The sequence below is a fragment of the Fontibacterium abundans (SeqCode) genome (genome assembly GCF_965235095.1).
GTDB classification, from domain to species: domain Bacteria; phylum Pseudomonadota; class Alphaproteobacteria; order Pelagibacterales; family Pelagibacteraceae; genus Fontibacterium; species Fontibacterium abundans.
On sequence record NZ_OZ249405.1, the window covers coordinates 77,998 to 95,760 of the forward strand.

A 17,763-nucleotide genomic window follows, 5' to 3' on the forward strand; every position below is an offset into this window, starting at 1 on the left:
TATGCTATAGGCATACCTAAACCAAAAATATTCAATAAATGGTTCAGTTAGTTTTAACTAAAGAAATTATTTAGTTAATTACAATTTTAAGATTATTTTTTCGATTTAGATTTTGTAATTACTATAAAAATAAAAGCAGCAATAAATTGTGCGATAATAAAAGGAATTACATCAGCACTTTGAATCCCAACAAAAGTATCCGTTAAGCTTCTAGCAATAGTAACTGCTGGATTTGCAAAAAAAGTTGAAGAAGTAAACCAGTAACCTGCTGTAACAGTTAATGCGACTAACATTGGAATTTGTTTTTTATCATTCTTAATCCCAAAATAAATTACACTTAATAAAACCAAAGTTGAGATAAATTCACTAAAATAATAATTAATTCCAGATCTTGGATTTGTAGATTCATGTAATATGGGTAGAGCAAACATTAAATGACAAAGCATTACTCCAAAAATTGCACCTAAAAATTGGCAGATAAAATATTTAATCAGTTCACTTGTTTTTAATTTTTTATTAGCCCAGTCCACTAAACTCACAACCGGATTAAAGTGAGCTCCTGAAATTGGCATTAATGAAGAAATTAAAACATAAAGAGCAGCACCCGTTGCAATACTGTTGGCAAGCAAAGCAACCGCACTATTGTTCTTTGCAAGTACACTACCCATAAATCCAGAGCCAGTAATTACTGCTAGTAATAAGGCGGTTCCAATAAATTCAGCAAAATATTTATTTTTATTCATTGTTATAAATTTCTCTAAGTTTAAATTTTAAATTAATAGTGTCCATTGTTGCAACAGGTAGTCTTATAAGTTTTTCAATTTTAGGTTTTAAAGTTTTAATTAATTCATCAAATGCTTTACGTTTTTCAACTTTATCACCCCCTGCAGCTGATGGATCTTTAAATCCCCAATGAACTTGTAAGGGATGACCTGGCCAAATAGGACACATTTCATTTGCAGCACTGTCGCAAACAGTAATAACTATATGCATCTTCGGAGCATTTGGTTTTGCAAATTCATCCCAACTTTTAGAGTAAAGTTTTTTAGTGTCATAGCGCATCTCTTCAGCAATCTCTCTTGCGATGGGATTAACATCTGTTTTAGGAGAAGAACCGGCGCTAAAACCTGTAAATTTTCCCTTAGCTAATGTGTTTAATAATACTTCTGCAACAACGGATCTTGCAGAATTATGAGTACAAAGAAATAAAACGTTAATCATTTAATCAATAATTATCAAAAAATTATTACACATATATTACATAAATTAATTAAAATTGTACTAGACTTGGTCTATTTTGTTATGTTATAACATAACAATGAAACATAATGATGATTTAATCCTGAATATAATCAAAACGAATACAAAGTCATTAACGGCATATGAAATTTTAAGCAAAGTTCAAAAGGTTAAAAAGATCCAACCTATGTCCGTTTATAGATCACTTAAAAATTTACAAACTCAAGGCAAAATTCACAAATCCAATCAAAACAAAAGCTTTTTATTGTGCAACGAAAATGATCACGAGCATGTCCATAATCCAGTATTAGTTATTTGCAAAGATTGTGGAAAAACAGAAGAATTAGAGGTTAATACTTTTTCAAAATTATTAGCTAATCTTAAGACAAAAGCACAGTTTCAATTTCAGAATTTTCAAATGGAAGTTTCATCAACTTGTAAAGGATGTAATTAATGGAACATTTATTAGAGAACATTACTTTTCTACAGGACAAAATTTTACTTCGAGGATACGTATTTGGTGTAATTCACGCAGGCTTAATTGTTATTGGTTATTACACGGGTTGGAGCATTAATCGTCTTCTGAAAATAGCATCCAATGGTTATATTGCTGGAATTTTTGGTGCAATTTTTGCACATGTTATCGCAGATTTAATTGCATCTTTAGTTGATCCAGATATTCGTCCCGCAACTCTTGGAATTTTTCTTGGCGGCTTAACTCCGCTTGTACTTATACCTTTCCTTGAAAAGTATGTTGTTAAATCCAAACATCACATTGTGGTTGGAGATCATGATGATGTTAAAAAAGACTTAGATCATCATCATCAGTCAAAAGACTAATAATTTCTAACTAAATGTCTAACCTCTGGGATTCGGGTGTGGGTATTTTTACTACCTAATATAATCACAACTCTTTTACCTTTATTAGTATCCATTAATAAAGCAATGCAACCACCTGCAGCTCTAATGTAACCTGTTTTGCTTACTATAAATTTTTTACTAACTAATGGATTTGTATTTTTATATGAATAATAACCCTCATCTAATTTAATTCGCATTTTTGGCGTCTGTGATGATTTTACAATAAGAGGATATTGTTGTGCTGCAAGAACAAGTTTAATTAAACTGCTTGATGTTGAAACGTTATCATCATCAAGTCCGGAGGCATCAACAAATGAAGTGTCTCTCATTTTTAAAGATCTTGCCTTTGCATTCATAGCATTCACACAAGCTTGATAACCGCCTGGGTAATGCTCGCATAGCAAATCTGAGGAGTCATTATTAGATCTAATAAGCGCTAATCTTAAATGTTGCCGTCTTGAAATATCATTAATTTTCTCATCTAAATTTTGATTAGCATCCAGCACAACCATAGCGGTCATTAATTTTGTAATACTTGCAATGCTGCGAAGATCGTTAGTGTTGGCTCCTTTTATAATTTTTCCATTAACATCTGCAATCACCCAACTCTTTGCACTTATAGGAACTCTTTTTTTCTTTGCAGTATTAGTTTTATGTGCGTCAACCGAGGATGTAAGCAACAACAGAACTGCAGTAAGGATAGAAATTATTTTAAACATGTTCTGCCCTAATTATATGAATTCATAATTAAAAAAACTTAAAATTAGAAAAAGCACCGTAAATGCTCAATAATATTAAAAATTTATGTTATAAATTCTAAAATAAATATTTTTTAGTTAATTTTAAATAAATGGCCCATAGCACAAATTTAATAGCGCTGCTTGCAACTGGTTTTGGACTTGCGTTAATTTTTGGATATCTTGCCAATTATTTTAAAATTCCAACCTTAGTTGGATATTTATTTGCTGGCGTTGTGATTGGTCCTTTCACACCAGGGTATATCGGAGATCAACAACTTGCAAATCAACTCGCTGAAATTGGTGTTGTATTATTAATGTTTGGTGTGGGCTTACACTTTAGTTTGCACGATTTAGATCGACTAAAAAGAATTGCAATCCCAACTGCAATTATAAATATTTTCATCATCACATTGATTAGTGCATTCATCAGTATTGAGTATTGGGGTTATTCATTAATGGGTGGGATTATTTTAGGACTTTGTTTATCTGTTTCCTCAACCGTCGTTTTAGTGAGGGCTTTAGAAAAAAGAGATTTAATTGAAACCGATATAGGTAAATTTTCAATTGGTCGCTTGGTGGTTGAGGATATTATAATGATTTTAGTATTAGTATTTTTACCAGTTTTTTCTCAAGTATTCCTAAACCCACAGATTAATCAGGCCGAGCAAACTTTATATCAAAGTTTTGCCCCAGCAATGATTACCGTTTTTAAAATAGTCTTATTTATAATTTTGATGCTAGTTGTTGGTAGAAAAATTTTACCTAAAATTTTAAAAGCTATCGTTAAAACTAATTCTCGTGAGTTATTTACGTTAGCCATTGTGAGTGCGGCGGTGACAATTTCTTTTTTTTCAGCAAAATTCTTTGAAGTATCAATGGCGCTAGGTGCATTTTTTGCAGGAACTATTTTAAAAGAAACTGAATTTTCAAAACGTGCTGAACTAGATTCCCTGCCACTAAGAGATATATTTTCTATATTGTTTTTTGTCAGCATTGGAATGTTGTTTAATCCCATAACTATAATCATGTATCCTTACAAAGTATTAATTATTGCACTCATTGTTATCGTTGCAAAATTAATTGCAACCACTGTACTTTGTTTAATTTTTAAATACCCATTTAAAACTGCCTTAGTCATTGGTTGTGGACTTGCGCAAATTGGCGAGTTTTCATTCATCCTTGCCAGCATGGGTCTTGAGTTAAAAATTATCTCAAGAAATGCTTATAACTTAATATTGGTTGGAGCTTTTATTAGTATCGCTCTCAATCCAACTTTATTTAAATTTAGCAAACCTATTTTGGAATGGTTTGAGAGAAAAAGAAAATATTATTACTAATTGTTGATAAAAATAAAATAATTTAAAATTATATTTGATTGTGGGGGGGGGTATGCTAATTACGCATAACACTTAATTTACAAAACCTATAGTTTCACAATCAGATTTTGATCCCTTTTGATGTCGTGGCTATAGGTGTTTTTTTTGTTTTATGAGAACAGCCAAAATAACATGTCCTTATTGCAGCAACTTGCAAAAAATTTTCCATCTATCTTATAGTCTTAAAAAGTTTTTCAATATTTTTCAAAAAGCAGAATTGTTAATTCCAACCAGAGCGATCACAGATATTAATAAACAAATCAAAAAATTTTCATGCAAAGCATGTTTAAAAGATCTTATTTATTTTTTTAATATTAATAATGAGGAATATTTTGTTGATGGCATTCATTTAAAATATGCAAGGGAACTTATTTTAAACAAAACAAACGGCATTGATATTTTAAAGAATAAAATAGTTAAACTAGAAAATATTGAAACTAGTCCTGAAAATGAAAAGTTACTCGAGTATTTAAGAATAAAAGCAATTAAAGAAGATGAGGAATTAAATCGCTTAAAAGAAGAATATAAAGATTTGCCTTTAAAATTGTAATTTTAAAGCGGACAAAAATTTTTGCCCGCTTTAGAAATAATATAATAATTAATTAAACTTTAGATCCGATTAACTTTAAAGCGTCTTTTAAAGCTTTTTCAGACTTATCATGAGTTCCAGCTTTATGAAGTTTTTCACCTTCAACTCTTAATGCTTTAGCTTTTGTAACATCTGCTGCTGAAGCTTTTGTAGTTTTTAGATCAGCATCAAACTGCGCCCATAATTTTGGACACATTTTTGCATAAGCAGATGAAGTTACTAAAAACATGCTTACTAATAGTACTAGTACTTTTTTCATTTTATTAACTGTTAAGTTGATGAGCGAATTTACTATAAACTTAAAAAAAAGTCCTTTGAATAAAAGTCTTTATTTTCAATAAAAATTTACGGTTTTAGGTTTTATCCTAAGCTAAATTATTTTTTTTTTTTCTTTTTTAAAATATCTTGCATTTGCTTAATTTCAGCTTTTTGATCTTTGATAATTTTTTGTGCAAACGCTTTAAGTTCAGGATCTTTTGTTTTTTTAATTAATTCCTCAGACATATCAATTGCACCTTGATGGTGTGGGATCATGCCTTTTAAAAAATCGATATCAATATTTCCTGAAGATTTCATCATCATATCTTTGTGCATTTTGTCCATAGATTTTTTAAATGGAACATCGCCATGATTTTTATGATCATTTTGATGCATAGAGGATAATGCAAACACAGTTGAGAGAAGAACGATCGAAAGAGCTAATAATATTTTTTTCATAAGATGATTATAGTGAGTTATTTAAAAAATTTAAAGAATAATGAAACAATAATTGAAATCACAATACAAGTGACGATTGGAAAATAAAAAGAGTACTTTTCTCCCTTCACACTAATGTCACCTGGCAATCTGCCAAGGGGAATTTCTTTAGCAAGGGGCCAAAATAATCCAAGAATTAATATTAAGATCCCAATGATGATCAGTGCCTTTTGCATTAGTTTTTACCTAATTGATATAACCTGATCATGTTGGTCATCTTCGATTTGCCAAAGGGAAGTCCTGCTGTGATGATTGCATAGCCACCAATCTTCGTTAATTTTCTAGATTTAATAATTTCCTTTGAAATTTTCATCATTTGTCTCCAGTTTTTAGCATCGCTATTGGTAATAGAAGTAATGCCCCACAGTAATGACAACTGCCTTGAGATATTAATGTGTGGAGAGATTGTTATAATTTTTGCAGAAGGTCTAATCGCTGAGATTAATTTTGCAGTATTTCCTGTAACTGAAAAGCCAATGATAGCTTCAACTTTAATGTTGTAAGCAATATCTTTGATTGCAAGGGCGATTGCTTTAACAGGCTCATTGTTAATTTTAGTATTACTTTTAAATAAAGTTATATTTTCTTTTTTATATTTTTCAGTTGAGACAATAGTTTTCTTCATAGCCTGCACTGCTTGAAGTGGATATTTTCCAACGGCTGTTTCAGCAGACAACATCACAATATCTGCTCCTTGAAATACAGCAGTACCTACATCATTAATTTCAGCCCGTGTTGGTTTATTATTTTCAATCATGCTCTCAAGCATTTGTGTTGCAATGATTACGGGTTTGCCAAGTTCAGAACATTTTTTAACAATATCTAATTGTACGTGCGGCACTTCATTAGCACCAATTTCAACTGCAAGATCGCCTCGCGCGACCATGATGGCATCTGAAGTATTAATAATGTCTTTAATATTTTTAATGGCACTTTTATTTTCAACCTTTGCAATAATGCCAGTATCTTGTGGGATAAGTTTTCTTGTTTGTTTAATAATTTTTGAATTCTTTACATAAGAAAGCGCAATCCAATTACAGCTTAATTTTTTTGCAATAGTAATGTCTCTCTTATCTTTTATCGTTAGATCATCAAAATCAACTTCAAGTCCTGGAATATGAATGCTTTTAAAGTTTTTGATAATACAATCGTTTTGACAAACAGTTTGAATTGAATTTTTTGTAAGTTTTTTAATTTTAAATACAAATTTTCCATCATCAATTAAAATTTTATTACTCTTCTTTATTTTCTTAAAGATCTCAGGGTAGGGAAGATACACTCGACTTTGACTGCCTATTTTTTTATTTAAATCAAAATTAAAAGTATCACCTCTTTTAAGAGAAACTTGATTTTCTAAAATTTTACCAATTCTAAGTTTTATCCCTTGCAGATCTGCAACGATTGCAATGGGTTTTGTATTTGCTTTTTCGCAGTCTCTGATAATTTTTACAACTTTGTTAATTCCATTTAAGTTGTGGCTAAAATTAATTCTAAACCCATCTACACCTGATCGGATTAAATTATTAATAATATTTTTCTTAAATATTGCAGGCCCTAAAGTTGCTAGAATTTTAGCTTTTTTATCCATCAATTAAACTCATTATAAAATACCATTTTGGCAAATCTAAGATGTTTATGATATATTAGTTTTGTTAGCAGGTATTTACTATGAATTTAACTCAGCCAGAGCTTATCCAGCTCGTACTGTTACTAGTGGTTTTGTTTATTATTATTTGGAATTTTCCACGAGGTCGGTTTTAAAACTCTTTGATTTTAAAAGAAACTAAATTAAGTTAGTTCCAATGAAAACTTTTATAAAGATAATCTTTAGTTTATTTCTATTCCAATCAGTATTATTTGCAGCCGGCAAACCTTATTCACAAACAGAATTTGATAAATTAATTAAAGATGGAAAACCAGTAGTGCTGCACGTTCATGCTAAATGGTGCTCAACTTGTGCAACACAAGATCCTATTTTAAATTCTTTGATGAAAACAACAGAGTTTAAGAATTTTACTTTTTATAATGTAGATTTTGATACCAGCAAAGATCTTCTAAAAACTTTAAAAGTTTCAAGACAAAGTGCTATTATTGTATTTAAGCAAGGCAAAGAACAGGGTCGATCTTTGGGCGATACAAAAGAAAGTTCAATTAAGGAATTGTTAAAAAAAGGTTCTTAATAAACTTTAAATTAAAATACTAATAACATTTTAAAATTAATTGATGAAAGCTTACATCATTCATGAAAATGATGAGTGGACTTTACCACTCAAAGAACAATTGCAAAAACTATCAGTGCCCTTTGAAGATTGGCACATGGCAAAAGTTAATTTAAATACTGCATCTATTCCACCTGTTGGAGTTTTTTATAATCGTATGAGCGCTTCTTCCCATTCAAGAGGGCATCGATTTGCTCCTGAATATACAGCGGTGATTTTAAATTGGTTATCAGCTCATAATAGAAGAATTATCAATGGTGAAAATGCTTTAGCTTTAGAAATTAGTAAATCTCTTCAGTATAAAAAATTAAATGAACATAATATTAAAACCCCAAAATCTATTTTCTGTTCAGGAAAAGAAAGCATTTTATCTGCGGCAGATCATTTTACTAAACCTTTCATAACTAAACATAATCGCGCTGGACGAGGCCTTGGAGTTAAACTATTTCAAAATAAAGCTGAATTAGAAAAGTATATAACTGGAAATCAGTTTGAAGATTCCATTGATGGTATTACTATTTTACAAGAATTTATTGAAGCCGATCCAAAAGTGGTCACTCGTATTGAGTTTATTAATTCTAAATTCTTTTATGCAGTTCAAGTGGATGCAAGTGATAGCTTTGAATTATGTCCAGCCGATGCCTGCAATATTGAAGAGCAATTTTGCCCAACTAATCCTGATGGCAATAAATTTATGATTGTAAAAAATTATCAAAATCCTCTCATTGAAAATTATGAAAAATTTTTAAAAGCTAATAGTGTTGAGGTTGCAGGGATTGAATATATGCTTGATAAAAATGGCACGATGTTCACTTACGATGTAAATACCAATACCAATTACAATTCTATTGCTGAAAAGAAAGCAGGATTATCTGGAATGCTCAAAATAGCTGAGTTTATAAAAGCAGAACTTGCAAAATTATAATTTTAGATTTGAAAATTTGTAAATAATTTATATAAAATAAATTATGGCTGATAATGATAATAATATGTACCGAAGCAGCGATGACAAGTTCTTAGCTGGTGTTTGTTCAGGTCTTGCTCATAAGCTAGGTTTTAGCAAATGGGGGCTTCGTTTTGCATTTATCGTTGGCGCTTTATTTTATGGAATTACGATTCTTGCCTATATTATCTGCTGGATGGTATTTAAACCTCGTCCTACCTTTAATCGTTAAGTTTTTTTTAAATTTAAATTATGAGTGAAGAAAAAATTAATCCGTTTGTTGATTTGGTTGCAGTAACGAGAGGGGATGTTGTTGAAAATATTCATCAAGGAGTAGCTATAGCTATAGATTCTGATTATCGAATTATTAAAAAGTGGGGTGATACACAAACTGAGATATTTCCAAGATCTGCATTAAAACCCATTCAAGCTTTTGGCATCATTACCTCAGGCGCTGATAAAGCTTTAAAACTTAAAGATGAACAAATAGCATTAGCCACATCTTCTCATCACGCAGAACCTGTTCATATTGATATGGTTAAGTCTTGGCTAACTGAATTAAAATTAGATGAGGAAGATTTAACTTTAGGGACAGCTTGGCCACTAGGTCCAAAAAGAAAAGATTATATTTTAAGACATGAAGGTCGAAAATCTAGAATTTATCATAATTGTTCTGGCAAACACTGCGGACAATTATCTATTTGCGTTCATAAAAAATTTAAAACTTTAAAATACCAAGATCCAAAACATCCCGTACAAAAGCTATTTATTGAAAATTTAGAAAAGTTATCCGAGACAAAAATTAATCATCTTGGCATTGATGGTTGTGGATTGCCTGCGCCAAGTTTACCTCTAGAGCGATTTGCTTACGCACTAACTAAATTTGCAGATCCTTCTAAATTAGAAGGGATTGAACAAAAAGCAGTTAAAAAGATTTTTGATTGCTGCGTTAAATATCCTATATTATTTGGTGGCTCTGAAAGTGTTAATTCTATTTTAACAAAGAGCAGTGATAAAAAAATTTTAGTTAAAAATGGTGCCGATGGAGTATTTTCTGCAATTATTCCTGAAGAAAAAGTATCGATTGTTGTTAAAATTAAAGATGGCAATATGAAAGCGGCGGAAGTTGCAATTGCAGGATTGCTAAAAGAGCTAAAATTTTTAGATAATGATGAGGTTAAAAAATTAGTCAGTCAGCCAATTTTAAATTCTGCAGGTACAAAGAGTGGAAAAATGTATTGGTTGGGTAACTAATTATTAATCTTCGCGGTTATAGCGTTTATTACTACGAATAGTCATCACTGCTGAAATTCCAATAATTAAAAAAAGTGCAGAAAAGATAACTACTAAATTCTTTTTCTCAAAAAAATCAAAAAAAACTCCAGCAGCAGTTGTTCCAATTAATAAAACAGACACCATAATTTGATAACGCACAACATTTTTATGCTTTTGTTTAATTTCTACATTATCTTGCATTTCAGCTTTTAGAAAATCTCGAATAGAGAAGAAATCCGTTAAGCGATTATTCGCATCTAACACAGGCATATGACGAATATTATTATTTTTCATTACGTCTATGGTGTAATTAATATCATCGTTTAATTTTGCAGTAATAATTTTACTAGTCATAATCTCTTTAGCAGTTGTTAAATCTGCATCCTTTGCCTCAACGACTAGTTTTGAAACGATATCTCGCTCAGAGACGATTCCTAATAATTTATTATCTTCATCAACAATCGGAACGGCGCCAATTTTTTTATCCTTTAATGCTAAAGCTATTTCACTAATGGGTGTTTCGGTTCCAAATGCAAAATTTTCTTTAAAACTTTTAAGATCTCGTAAAGATGCAATTTTCATAATTATTATTTTATAATAATATTAGATTAATGTTAAAGATTTATTAACGCAAAATGACCAATAAATTAGTGACTTTAAAAACTGGAAACACGTCTTGGTGGAAAATATATTAGATGAAACAATAATTGTTAGCAGCTAATATTTATTAGCTAAAAATTTAATTACTTCATTAACATTTTCATCGGGTGGAAAAATTGGATAAAAATATTTTAAGATTTTATTATCACTTAATATCAAAGTAATTCTTTTTAATAATTTTAAATCTTTTACTTGAAAAATAGGTAATTTTAATTGATTAGCAAATTTAAGCTTTTCATCAGATAAAACTTCATAAGGCAGATTTAACCTTTTCGCCATTTCTTTTTGATACTCACTCGTTTGTGACGATAGCCCAAAAATATTATTAATGTTTAACTTTTTAAGTGCATTAAAATTATCTCTAAAAGAACATGATTGAGGCGTGCATCCTCTCGCACCTGGTATGTTGTCCCAATTGTCAGGTAGGGGTTTATCAGGTTGACCGGTCATTGGATAAATATAAATAATTGTTAAACCCTTTATTTCAGATAAATCCACTAATGTATCAGCAGTGGATTTAAGTTTGATTGGTTTAATAATATAATTATTTAAATGATTTAAGTTTTCCTCTCCCTTTGGTGCTGGAATTTTAGACCAATCGATATTTGTTAAACTTTTTTGGTTCAAGCGTTTTACCGATTTAAATATTTACTCTTTAAATATAAGGGTAGCGCCACAATTTCATAAGCAATAAAGAAAATTGGGTACACAATTGGATTTTTTAATATTTTTGCTAAAATTCTTAAATATTTTATTTCCTCCCAAATAATAAGAAAAGCTTTTGCACCCACAATTAAATGACCATGCACTGAAGCATGCATTCGTCTCATTAACTGGTCTTTAGTTTTTTTAGTTTCAATATAAGCTTTAATGTTGTCATTGATATCCACCCACTCAAAAAGGGGGTTTTTAATTTTTTTTTTATAATAATTAATTTCGCAGTTACAAATGGAGCAAGATTGGTTGTAATAAATTTTAATAATCTGCATAAAGAGGATTTTATCTGCGTCATTTTATATCAAACGGACTAAACCTAAAGTAGAAATAAACATATTGTTTACTTAACTTTCTAACTTTAATTTGATAAGAATCATCCTCTTTCAAAAATTATGAGTACAGAAACTTTCAAAAAAACAAACGGTTCAGGAAAATGCCCAGTGATGCATGGTTCTTTAACAAAGGCAGACCAATCACCAACAGCTGCTTGGTGGCCAAAATCTTTAAACTTAGATATTTTGCATCAACACGATACTAAAACTAATCCACTTCCTGGATTTGATTATAAAAAAGAAGTTAAGAAATTAAATTATAACGCTTTAAAAAAAGATTTACTGAAATTAATGACAGATAGTCAAGAGTGGTGGCCTGCCGATCTTGGAACATATTCTGGTTTATTTGTTAGAATGGCTTGGCACTCTGCAGGAACTTATAGAATTGCAGACGGTCGTGGTGGATCTGGAACAGGAAATCATAGATTTTCTCCATTAGATTCTTGGCCTGATAATGCAAACTTAGATAAAGCAAGAAGACTTCTTTGGCCGATTAAAAAGAAATATGGAAATAAATTAAGTTGGGCTGATCTTATGATCTTAGCTGGTAACATGGGTTATGAACATGCCGGCCTTAAGACTTATGGTTTTTCATTTGGACGAGTAGATATTTGGCATCCTGAAAAAGATGTTTATTGGGGAAGCGAAAAAGAATGGTTACAAGATAAACGTTATCCAAACAAACAAGATAGAACATCTTTAGATAATCCTCTAGCAGCTGTGGTGATGGGACTTATTTATGTAAATCCACAAGGGGTGGATGGTGAACCTGATCCATTAAAAACAGCCCACGATGTTAGAGAAACATTTGCAAGAATGGCAATGAATGATGTTGAAACTTGCGCACTGACTGTGGGTGGTCACAGTATCGGACGTTGTCATGGAAACGGTGATGCTGCAAAATTAAGACCGGAGCCTGCTGGTGCTGAAATTTATGAACAAGGCTTAGGTTGGAATCAAGAAAATGGACTTGGTAAATATCAAGTAACTTCAGGACTTGAAGGCGCGTGGACGACTAATCCTGATAAATGGAATTACGAATACTTAGATCTTTTATTAAATTATGAATGGGAACTAAAGAAGAGTCCAGCAGGTGCTTTTCAATGGGAACCTATTGGATTAGAGGAACATAAAAAAGCAAAAGATTTAGAAGATCCAAAAATTAGACATAATCCAATCATGACCGATGCTGATATGGCTATGAAAATGGATCCAGAGTATAGAAAAATTTCAGAAAAATTTTATAAAAATCCAAAGTATTTAGATGAACAATTTGGCAGAGCTTGGTTTAAATTAACACACAGAGATTTAGGATCACGTAAAAACTATATTGGTCCTTGGGTGCCAAAAGAAGAGTTAATTTGGCAAGATCCAGTTCCAGCATTAAAGAAAAAATATAATGCTGAGAAAGTTAAAAAATTAATTGCAGCAAGTGGTCTAAGTACACAAGAATTAGTTACAACCGCTTTTGACAGTGCGAGAACTTTCAGACGTACCGACAAACGAGGTGGTGCCAATGGTGCACGTATTCGATTATCTCCACAAATCAATTGGGAAGCAAATGAACCAGCTAAACTTAAAAAAGTTTTAAAAGTTTATGAAGGCATTGCTAAAAAATCGGGCACAAGCGTCGCTGACACTATTATTTTAGGCGGCGTTGTTGGTTTAGAGAAAGCTATTAAAAAAGCTGGATCTAAAGTTAAAGTTCCATTTAGAGCCGGTCGAGGTGATGCAAGTCAGGACCAAACAGATATCGATTCATTTAAAGTATTAGAGCCCGTGCACGATGCCTTTAGAAATTACGTTAAAAAAGATTACGTAGTGATGCCAGAGGAATTAATGTTAGAGCGAGCATCTTTAATGGGATTATCTGCAAAAGAGATGACTTGTTTAATTGGCGGTATGCGAGTTTTAGGTACCAACTTTGATGATACAAAACATGGAGTGTTTACAGATAAAGTTGGCGCATTAACTAATGATTTCTTCGTACATTTAACAGATATGAAATATTCTTGGAATCCAACGGGCAAAAACAGCTACGATATTATTGAAAGAAAATCGGGTAAGAAAAAATTCACAGCAACTCGAGTTGATCTTGTATTTGGTTCAAACTCAGTTCTTAGAGCGTATGCAGAAGTTTACGCACAAGATGACAATCAAGAAAAATTCATAAAAGATTTCGTTGAAGTTTGGACGAAAATTATGAATGCCGATCTTCCAAGCCTAAATTAAAATTTTAATTACTCCTTTATTAGCCCACTTTAGATTTGCTAGAAATTTATAGCATTTATAAAAATTATATTTTAGAAGATTTAAAGACAAAACAGCCATGAAAGGATGGAACAAATGCTAAGATCTATGGAAAAAATATGGGCCAGAGCTACTGGTCATTTAATGGGCAGCACCGATAGTGATAAACCCGATGTACCTATTTTAACTTTACGAGAAGCACGTATTGCTTTGTACCTTAAAACATTTTGGACTGTGATTCATGTGATCACTTGTGCGTTTATTATCGCAAATGTGATTAGGCACTGGTAGAGAAAACTTAATAACTTAACTTTGGAGAAATCATGAAATTTGTAAATAAATATGTAAAATGGGCAAGCACAGCTCTTATATTGAGTGGGATTTTGCTGACGAGTGTAAACCTTTATCCACTTAATATATTCGTGCATAGCGCTGGTTCATTAGGTTGGACGCTTGTTGGGTATGTGAATAAAGATAGAGCGTTGATGGTAAATTTTGGAATACAAATTCCAATCTTTGCATTAGGTTATGCAAAAGTATTTTTTTAATGATTAAAAAAGATTTATTTAAAATAATTGATTATATTATTAAACGACCTAAAACGGTTGTGATTATATTAGTGCTGATTGCACTATCACCGTTATTTATAAATTTAATAAAATTTTAATTTTATAGTTCGTCTTTATCAAACTTGATGCCAAGAAGTTTAGATCTTCTAAATTTCAATATCACAATTGCTATAGCAAGAAGTAATATTGCTCCCGCTTCATAAACAAGTGTTGATGGATCAATATCTTTTTTTTGTAATATAATTAATCGCGATAATGCAGTGATTGCAATAAATAGAGGGTAAGTCAGACGAATCGTTTGTGTTCGCCAATAACTTGTCACCATTCCAATTACCTCTAAATAAATAAATAGCAATAATAAATCTGGCAGATTTACATCGCGAATCTCAACCATATGCAGAACTTCAAGTCCAAAGGCAATTGAGGTTGCAATTAGGATGACCGATGCAAATACAAGCTGTAATTTTCTAAAAAAACTTACCATATTAATTTAAGTAATATCATTGTTTGCAAATACTTGCCTATGTTATTATGAATGATATTAGATAAAAATGTCACCATTAATTGGAGTAATTATTTTAGTTTTTTGTATTGGTTTTCTAATGGCAATAGGTCTTGAGAAATTGTCATTGTTAATAGGTTTTTTTATAGCTCTTATGTCTTATCTGCATTTCTTCGGCGGAATCTAGTTAGTTTGAAAAAATTTTTAAAAATATTTTTTATTTTTTTTATTTTATCAAAGTCAGGATATGCACAAAATTTTAAGATTGAGAAAATTTTAGATCTTAAAGATCCTTGGGGTTTAACATTTATCAATAAAGATGAGGTTTTGATCACTGAAAAAGAGGGTGAGATTGTACTTGCAAATATTAAAAGTAAAGAAGTTAAAAAAGTAAAACATAATTTAAATTATAAAGTAGATGGCCAAGGCGGACTCCTTGATATTATCAAACATAATAGTGATATTTTTATTTGCTATACGGAAGATCGAGGGGGTGGCAAAACAAGCACTAGTATTGCAAAGGCAACTTTTGCAAAAGAGAATTTAAATTTTAAAAATATTTTTCAAGCAAATCCACCAATCAATAGTGGTTATCATTTTGGCTGCAGATTAGTCATTAAAGATAATATGATTTATGCAAGTGCAGGCGAGCGTGGAAATGGCAACATTGCACAAGATCCAAAAACCCATGTGGGTAAAATGATTAGAATTAATCTAGATGGATCTGCCCCAAAAAATAATCCAAAGTTTAAAGGCAAAGACGATTGGCTGCCTGAAATTTATCAAATCGGTATTCGAAATCCGCAAGGTATGACGTTATCACCCTTTAATGGTAAAATTTATATTTCAAATCACGGGGCAAAAGGTGGAGATTTTTTTGGTGAGGTAAAATTTGGAGAAAATTATGGTTGGCAGATTTGGTGTTGGGGTGGGGTTAATTATTCAGGAACAAAATGTGGCGAGACAGAGCAATGGGATCGTCGTTTTACAAAGCCATTATATACCTGGAGTCCTTCCATTGCAGTAAGTGCAGTGCAAATTTATAAGGGAGATGAATTTAAAGAGTGGAATGGTCATATACTAATGACTTCTTTAAAGGATGAAACTATTCGAAAACTTGAATTTATAAATGATAATGAAGTGGGCAGAGAAGTTATTATTTTAAAGGGTAAATTAAATCGAATTCGTGATTTAAAAATTGCAGAAGATGGAAAAATTTACATCCTTTCTAATGGTGCAGGGGCACTATCTGTAATAAAGAAATAAATTAACTTAATTGCGACTCAACAAATTCCCAGTTTGCTAATTTTTCAACAAAGGCTTTGAGATAATCGGGTCTTCGATTCTTATAGTCCACATAATAAGCATGTTCCCACACATCGCAGCCAAAAATAGGTTTTAAATTATCTACTAACGGATTTGAACCATTTGCGGTTTTACTAATAACTAATTGATCCCCTTTTAGAGAAAGCCAAGCCCAACCAGAACCAAATTGAGTAACACCTGCTTGAATAAAATCTTCTTTAAATTTTTCAACTGTACCAAATGTTTCAATAATTTTTTTCTCTAATTTTCCTGGCATTTTGCCACCACCGCTTGGGCGCATGCACTGCCAAAATAAAATATGATTATAATGTTGGCCGGCATTATTAAAGATTGCAGCTTTACTTGAATCATTTGCAGTTTTTTTTACAATATCTTCAAGAGTATCGTTTTCAAGAGGGGTGCCTTTAATCAAATTATTTAAATTTGTTATATAAGTCTGATGATGTTTACTGTGATGTAATTCTAATGTTTCAACACTCATTGCAGGATGAAGTGCGTTTTTTGCATAATTTAAGTTAGGTAAAGTAAATATCATAATGATTGACTGTATATTAAATTTTTTAAAAATAAACTTTCAATTTTTTATAAAAATTTTACTAAAATTTTAGGGATTTGTTCTTTAAAACCAAAAAACCCCTTATTTGAAAATTGAAAGCAATACTGATCGTAGTCCCTTGCTAAATAGGTAATTTAATTAAGATGCCCTGTTTTGACATAAATTAGTGCGCCTTCTGATTTTGTAAATGGCGCATGTTTACTGTAACAAGGACTTCTTATCCAAGTATGTTTTGGATAATAATTATGTTCATCGTGAAATACTCCATCTAATACAAAAATCTCTTCACCCCCTGGATGAACATGCGGGGTAAAAATAGTATTCGGCGCCCAACGCACTAAAGCAGTTCCAACTCCATTAAATTCATGTAGCGGCATAACCGATAAACCTGGAACTAATCCTTGGTGCCAAATTTCTGTTTGAGTATTTATTTTAACACTTGCAATATCTTCAGGATGAAAGTGTCTTAATTTAACAAATAATGTACAGCCTGTTTTTGAATAGGGTGAGTGCTTACTATTGGGTGGATTTCGCAAATAAGTACCTGCAGAATAATTACCATTTTCATCAGAGAATGTTCCATCAAGAACTAATATTTCCTCTCCTTCGCCATGCTCATGTTGAGTAAAAGTTGAGTTTGGTTTGTATTTTACAATTGAACTTGCTTTTGCAACTTCACCACCAACGCGGTCTAAATAAGCTCTATTAATTCCAGGAACAGGTGATGGGTTCCAAGTCATTTCTTCAGGCTTTATTACAACTTTTAAATTAAAATCTGCATTTATTTTCATAGCATCCATACTAACTTAAAAATTAACTATCACTTAGTTTATAATTTTCAAGAATTACCGTG

General features: G+C 31.3%; 25 protein-coding genes. 12 read left to right on the plus strand and 13 right to left on the minus strand.

Annotation, left to right across the window (positions count from 1 at the left end):
• Positions 1-92 precede the first annotated feature (92 nt).
• Together AC8GER_RS00430 and AC8GER_RS00435 are read right to left on the minus strand one after the other, a co-directional pair.
• Complete coding sequence (locus AC8GER_RS00430) at positions 93-743, minus strand: aquaporin (RefSeq protein WP_506598017.1); 651 nt, start codon at positions 741-743, stop codon at positions 93-95.
• Positions 736-1,221, minus strand: coding sequence for an arsenate reductase ArsC (locus AC8GER_RS00435; RefSeq protein WP_506598018.1), 486 nt, complete (start codon positions 1,219-1,221; stop codon positions 736-738). The genes AC8GER_RS00430 and AC8GER_RS00435 overlap by 8 nt, the downstream gene beginning before the upstream one ends.
• Positions 1,222-1,318: 97 nt before the next feature.
• Here AC8GER_RS00435 and AC8GER_RS00440 point away from each other — a divergent pair, with 97 nt between their 5' ends.
• Entirely contained in the window at positions 1,319-1,693 is a 375-nt protein-coding gene (locus tag AC8GER_RS00440) for a Fur family transcriptional regulator (protein ID WP_506598019.1), read from the plus strand.
• A complete protein-coding gene (locus AC8GER_RS00445) occupies positions 1,693-2,079 on the plus strand; it encodes a hypothetical protein (RefSeq protein ID WP_026371185.1) in 387 nt (128 codons plus the stop codon). Before AC8GER_RS00440 ends, AC8GER_RS00445 begins: the two co-directional genes overlap by 1 nt.
• On the opposite strand, the gene AC8GER_RS00450 is transcribed toward AC8GER_RS00445, so the two are convergent.
• Positions 2,076-2,819, minus strand: a complete 744-nt coding sequence (locus AC8GER_RS00450; protein WP_506598020.1) for a serine hydrolase family protein — start codon at positions 2,817-2,819, stop codon at positions 2,076-2,078. The genes AC8GER_RS00445 and AC8GER_RS00450 overlap by 4 nt on opposite strands.
• Before the next feature lie 131 nt (positions 2,820-2,950).
• Between AC8GER_RS00450 and AC8GER_RS00455 the strand changes: the two genes are divergently transcribed.
• Positions 2,951-4,177, plus strand: coding sequence for a cation:proton antiporter (locus AC8GER_RS00455; protein WP_506598021.1), 1,227 nt, complete (start codon positions 2,951-2,953; stop codon positions 4,175-4,177).
• Between the two features lie 151 nt (positions 4,178-4,328).
• On the plus strand, positions 4,329-4,766 hold the full coding sequence (locus AC8GER_RS00460) for a hypothetical protein (protein ID WP_506598022.1): 438 nt from the start codon (positions 4,329-4,331) through the stop codon (positions 4,764-4,766).
• A gap of 52 nt (positions 4,767-4,818) precedes the next feature.
• Here the strand turns inward: AC8GER_RS00460 and AC8GER_RS00465 are convergent, their stop codons facing one another.
• The 4 genes from AC8GER_RS00465 to pyk all read right to left on the minus strand — a co-directional run bounded on the left by AC8GER_RS00465 (position 4,819) and on the right by pyk (position 7,149).
• Positions 4,819-5,064, minus strand: coding sequence for a hypothetical protein (locus AC8GER_RS00465; protein ID WP_506598023.1), 246 nt, complete (start codon positions 5,062-5,064; stop codon positions 4,819-4,821).
• 116 nt (positions 5,065-5,180) lie between these two features.
• Positions 5,181-5,522 carry a CopM family metallochaperone gene (copM, locus tag AC8GER_RS00470; RefSeq protein ID WP_506598024.1) on the minus strand — a complete coding sequence of 114 codons (342 nt, stop codon included), beginning with the start codon at positions 5,520-5,522 and terminating at the stop codon, positions 5,181-5,183.
• A 17-nt stretch (positions 5,523-5,539) separates the two neighbouring features.
• On the minus strand, positions 5,540-5,737 hold the full coding sequence (locus AC8GER_RS00475) for a DUF2905 domain-containing protein (RefSeq protein WP_017943870.1): 198 nt from the start codon (positions 5,735-5,737) through the stop codon (positions 5,540-5,542).
• Positions 5,737-7,149: a pyruvate kinase gene (pyk, locus tag AC8GER_RS00480; RefSeq protein WP_506598025.1), complete on the minus strand. Its 1,413-nt coding sequence runs from the start codon at positions 7,147-7,149 to the stop codon at positions 5,737-5,739. The genes AC8GER_RS00475 and pyk overlap by 1 nt, the downstream gene beginning before the upstream one ends.
• A 214-nt stretch (positions 7,150-7,363) precedes the next feature.
• Between pyk and AC8GER_RS00485 the strand changes: the two genes are divergently transcribed.
• The 4 genes from AC8GER_RS00485 to AC8GER_RS00500 are packed head-to-tail and all read left to right on the plus strand — an operon-like array spanning position 7,364 to position 9,977.
• Positions 7,364-7,741, plus strand: a complete 378-nt coding sequence (locus AC8GER_RS00485) for a thioredoxin family protein (protein WP_506598026.1) — start codon at positions 7,364-7,366, stop codon at positions 7,739-7,741.
• Positions 7,742-7,781: 40 nt separating this feature from the next.
• Positions 7,782-8,705, plus strand: a complete 924-nt coding sequence (locus AC8GER_RS00490) for an ATP-grasp domain-containing protein (protein WP_506598027.1) — start codon at positions 7,782-7,784, stop codon at positions 8,703-8,705.
• A gap of 43 nt (positions 8,706-8,748) precedes the next feature.
• Positions 8,749-8,955, plus strand: a complete 207-nt coding sequence (locus AC8GER_RS00495) for a PspC domain-containing protein (RefSeq protein WP_506598028.1) — start codon at positions 8,749-8,751, stop codon at positions 8,953-8,955.
• A 20-nt stretch (positions 8,956-8,975) separates the two neighbouring features.
• Positions 8,976-9,977: an asparaginase gene (locus tag AC8GER_RS00500; RefSeq protein WP_506598029.1), complete on the plus strand. Its 1,002-nt coding sequence runs from the start codon at positions 8,976-8,978 to the stop codon at positions 9,975-9,977.
• Between the two features lie 3 nt (positions 9,978-9,980).
• Here the strand turns inward: AC8GER_RS00500 and AC8GER_RS00505 are convergent, their stop codons facing one another.
• The 3 genes from AC8GER_RS00505 to AC8GER_RS00515 all read right to left on the minus strand — a co-directional run bounded on the left by AC8GER_RS00505 (position 9,981) and on the right by AC8GER_RS00515 (position 11,647).
• Positions 9,981-10,580 carry a CBS domain-containing protein gene (locus AC8GER_RS00505; RefSeq protein ID WP_506598030.1) on the minus strand — a complete coding sequence of 200 codons (600 nt, stop codon included), beginning with the start codon at positions 10,578-10,580 and terminating at the stop codon, positions 9,981-9,983.
• A gap of 135 nt (positions 10,581-10,715) precedes the next feature.
• Entirely contained in the window at positions 10,716-11,285 is a 570-nt protein-coding gene (locus tag AC8GER_RS00510) for a peroxiredoxin (RefSeq protein ID WP_506598031.1), read from the minus strand.
• Positions 11,286-11,290: 5 nt separating this feature from the next.
• Complete coding sequence (locus tag AC8GER_RS00515) at positions 11,291-11,647, minus strand: thiol-disulfide oxidoreductase DCC family protein (protein ID WP_506598032.1); 357 nt, start codon at positions 11,645-11,647, stop codon at positions 11,291-11,293.
• Positions 11,648-11,767: 120 nt separating this feature from the next.
• On the opposite strand from AC8GER_RS00515, the gene katG reads away from it, so the two are divergent.
• Entirely contained in the window at positions 11,768-13,939 is a 2,172-nt protein-coding gene (gene katG / locus AC8GER_RS00520) for a catalase/peroxidase HPI (protein ID WP_506598033.1), read from the plus strand.
• 341 nt (positions 13,940-14,280) lie between these two features.
• On the plus strand, positions 14,281-14,505 hold the full coding sequence (locus AC8GER_RS00525) for a DUF6552 family protein (protein WP_506598034.1): 225 nt from the start codon (positions 14,281-14,283) through the stop codon (positions 14,503-14,505).
• Between the two features lie 121 nt (positions 14,506-14,626).
• On the opposite strand, the gene AC8GER_RS00530 is transcribed toward AC8GER_RS00525, so the two are convergent.
• Positions 14,627-15,010: a phosphate-starvation-inducible protein PsiE gene (locus AC8GER_RS00530; RefSeq protein ID WP_506598035.1), complete on the minus strand. Its 384-nt coding sequence runs from the start codon at positions 15,008-15,010 to the stop codon at positions 14,627-14,629.
• 67 nt (positions 15,011-15,077) lie between these two features.
• On the opposite strand from AC8GER_RS00530, the gene AC8GER_RS00535 reads away from it, so the two are divergent.
• A complete protein-coding gene (locus AC8GER_RS00535; protein ID WP_506598036.1) occupies positions 15,078-15,215 on the plus strand; it encodes a hypothetical protein in 138 nt (45 codons plus the stop codon).
• A 5-nt stretch (positions 15,216-15,220) separates the two neighbouring features.
• Entirely contained in the window at positions 15,221-16,294 is a 1,074-nt protein-coding gene (locus tag AC8GER_RS00540) for a PQQ-dependent sugar dehydrogenase (RefSeq protein ID WP_506598037.1), read from the plus strand.
• Between the two features lies 1 nt (position 16,295).
• Here AC8GER_RS00540 and AC8GER_RS00545 read toward each other — a convergent pair whose 3' ends face one another.
• The gene (locus AC8GER_RS00545) at positions 16,296-16,889 is read right to left on the minus strand and encodes a superoxide dismutase (protein ID WP_506598038.1); all 594 of its coding nucleotides are present in this window, start codon (positions 16,887-16,889) and stop codon (positions 16,296-16,298) included.
• 155 nt (positions 16,890-17,044) lie between these two features.
• The gene (locus AC8GER_RS00550) at positions 17,045-17,710 is read right to left on the minus strand and encodes a cupin domain-containing protein (RefSeq protein WP_506598039.1); all 666 of its coding nucleotides are present in this window, start codon (positions 17,708-17,710) and stop codon (positions 17,045-17,047) included.
• Positions 17,711-17,763 lie beyond the last annotated feature (53 nt).

What these genes read in the sequence shown, in the direction of transcription:
- AC8GER_RS00450 (WP_506598020.1), bottom strand. Translation starts at nt 2,819, where the DNA reads ATGTTTAAAATAATTTCTATCCTTACTGCAGTTCTGTTGTTGCTTACA.
- AC8GER_RS00535 (WP_506598036.1), top strand. Translation starts at nt 15,078, where the DNA reads ATGTCACCATTAATTGGAGTAATTATTTTAGTTTTTTGTATTGGTTTT.
- AC8GER_RS00465 (WP_506598023.1), bottom strand. Translation starts at nt 5,064, where the DNA reads ATGAAAAAAGTACTAGTACTATTAGTAAGCATGTTTTTAGTAACTTCA.
- AC8GER_RS00500 (WP_506598029.1), top strand. Translation starts at nt 8,976, where the DNA reads ATGAGTGAAGAAAAAATTAATCCGTTTGTTGATTTGGTTGCAGTAACG.
- pyk (WP_506598025.1), bottom strand. Translation starts at nt 7,149, where the DNA reads ATGGATAAAAAAGCTAAAATTCTAGCAACTTTAGGGCCTGCAATATTT.
- AC8GER_RS00485 (WP_506598026.1), top strand. Translation starts at nt 7,364, where the DNA reads ATGAAAACTTTTATAAAGATAATCTTTAGTTTATTTCTATTCCAATCA.
- AC8GER_RS00525 (WP_506598034.1), top strand. Translation starts at nt 14,281, where the DNA reads ATGAAATTTGTAAATAAATATGTAAAATGGGCAAGCACAGCTCTTATA.
- AC8GER_RS00495 (WP_506598028.1), top strand. Translation starts at nt 8,749, where the DNA reads ATGGCTGATAATGATAATAATATGTACCGAAGCAGCGATGACAAGTTC.
- AC8GER_RS00445 (WP_026371185.1), top strand. Translation starts at nt 1,693, where the DNA reads ATGGAACATTTATTAGAGAACATTACTTTTCTACAGGACAAAATTTTA.
- AC8GER_RS00440 (WP_506598019.1), top strand. Translation starts at nt 1,319, where the DNA reads ATGAAACATAATGATGATTTAATCCTGAATATAATCAAAACGAATACA.
- AC8GER_RS00475 (WP_017943870.1), bottom strand. Translation starts at nt 5,737, where the DNA reads ATGCAAAAGGCACTGATCATCATTGGGATCTTAATATTAATTCTTGGA.
- katG (WP_506598033.1), top strand. Translation starts at nt 11,768, where the DNA reads ATGAGTACAGAAACTTTCAAAAAAACAAACGGTTCAGGAAAATGCCCA.
- AC8GER_RS00550 (WP_506598039.1), bottom strand. Translation starts at nt 17,710, where the DNA reads ATGGATGCTATGAAAATAAATGCAGATTTTAATTTAAAAGTTGTAATA.
- copM (WP_506598024.1), bottom strand. Translation starts at nt 5,522, where the DNA reads ATGAAAAAAATATTATTAGCTCTTTCGATCGTTCTTCTCTCAACTGTG.
- AC8GER_RS00505 (WP_506598030.1), bottom strand. Translation starts at nt 10,580, where the DNA reads ATGAAAATTGCATCTTTACGAGATCTTAAAAGTTTTAAAGAAAATTTT.
- AC8GER_RS00545 (WP_506598038.1), bottom strand. Translation starts at nt 16,889, where the DNA reads ATGATATTTACTTTACCTAACTTAAATTATGCAAAAAACGCACTTCAT.
- AC8GER_RS00430 (WP_506598017.1), bottom strand. Translation starts at nt 743, where the DNA reads ATGAATAAAAATAAATATTTTGCTGAATTTATTGGAACCGCCTTATTA.
- AC8GER_RS00455 (WP_506598021.1), top strand. Translation starts at nt 2,951, where the DNA reads ATGGCCCATAGCACAAATTTAATAGCGCTGCTTGCAACTGGTTTTGGA.
- AC8GER_RS00515 (WP_506598032.1), bottom strand. Translation starts at nt 11,647, where the DNA reads ATGCAGATTATTAAAATTTATTACAACCAATCTTGCTCCATTTGTAAC.
- AC8GER_RS00530 (WP_506598035.1), bottom strand. Translation starts at nt 15,010, where the DNA reads ATGGTAAGTTTTTTTAGAAAATTACAGCTTGTATTTGCATCGGTCATC.
- AC8GER_RS00460 (WP_506598022.1), top strand. Translation starts at nt 4,329, where the DNA reads ATGAGAACAGCCAAAATAACATGTCCTTATTGCAGCAACTTGCAAAAA.
- AC8GER_RS00435 (WP_506598018.1), bottom strand. Translation starts at nt 1,221, where the DNA reads ATGATTAACGTTTTATTTCTTTGTACTCATAATTCTGCAAGATCCGTT.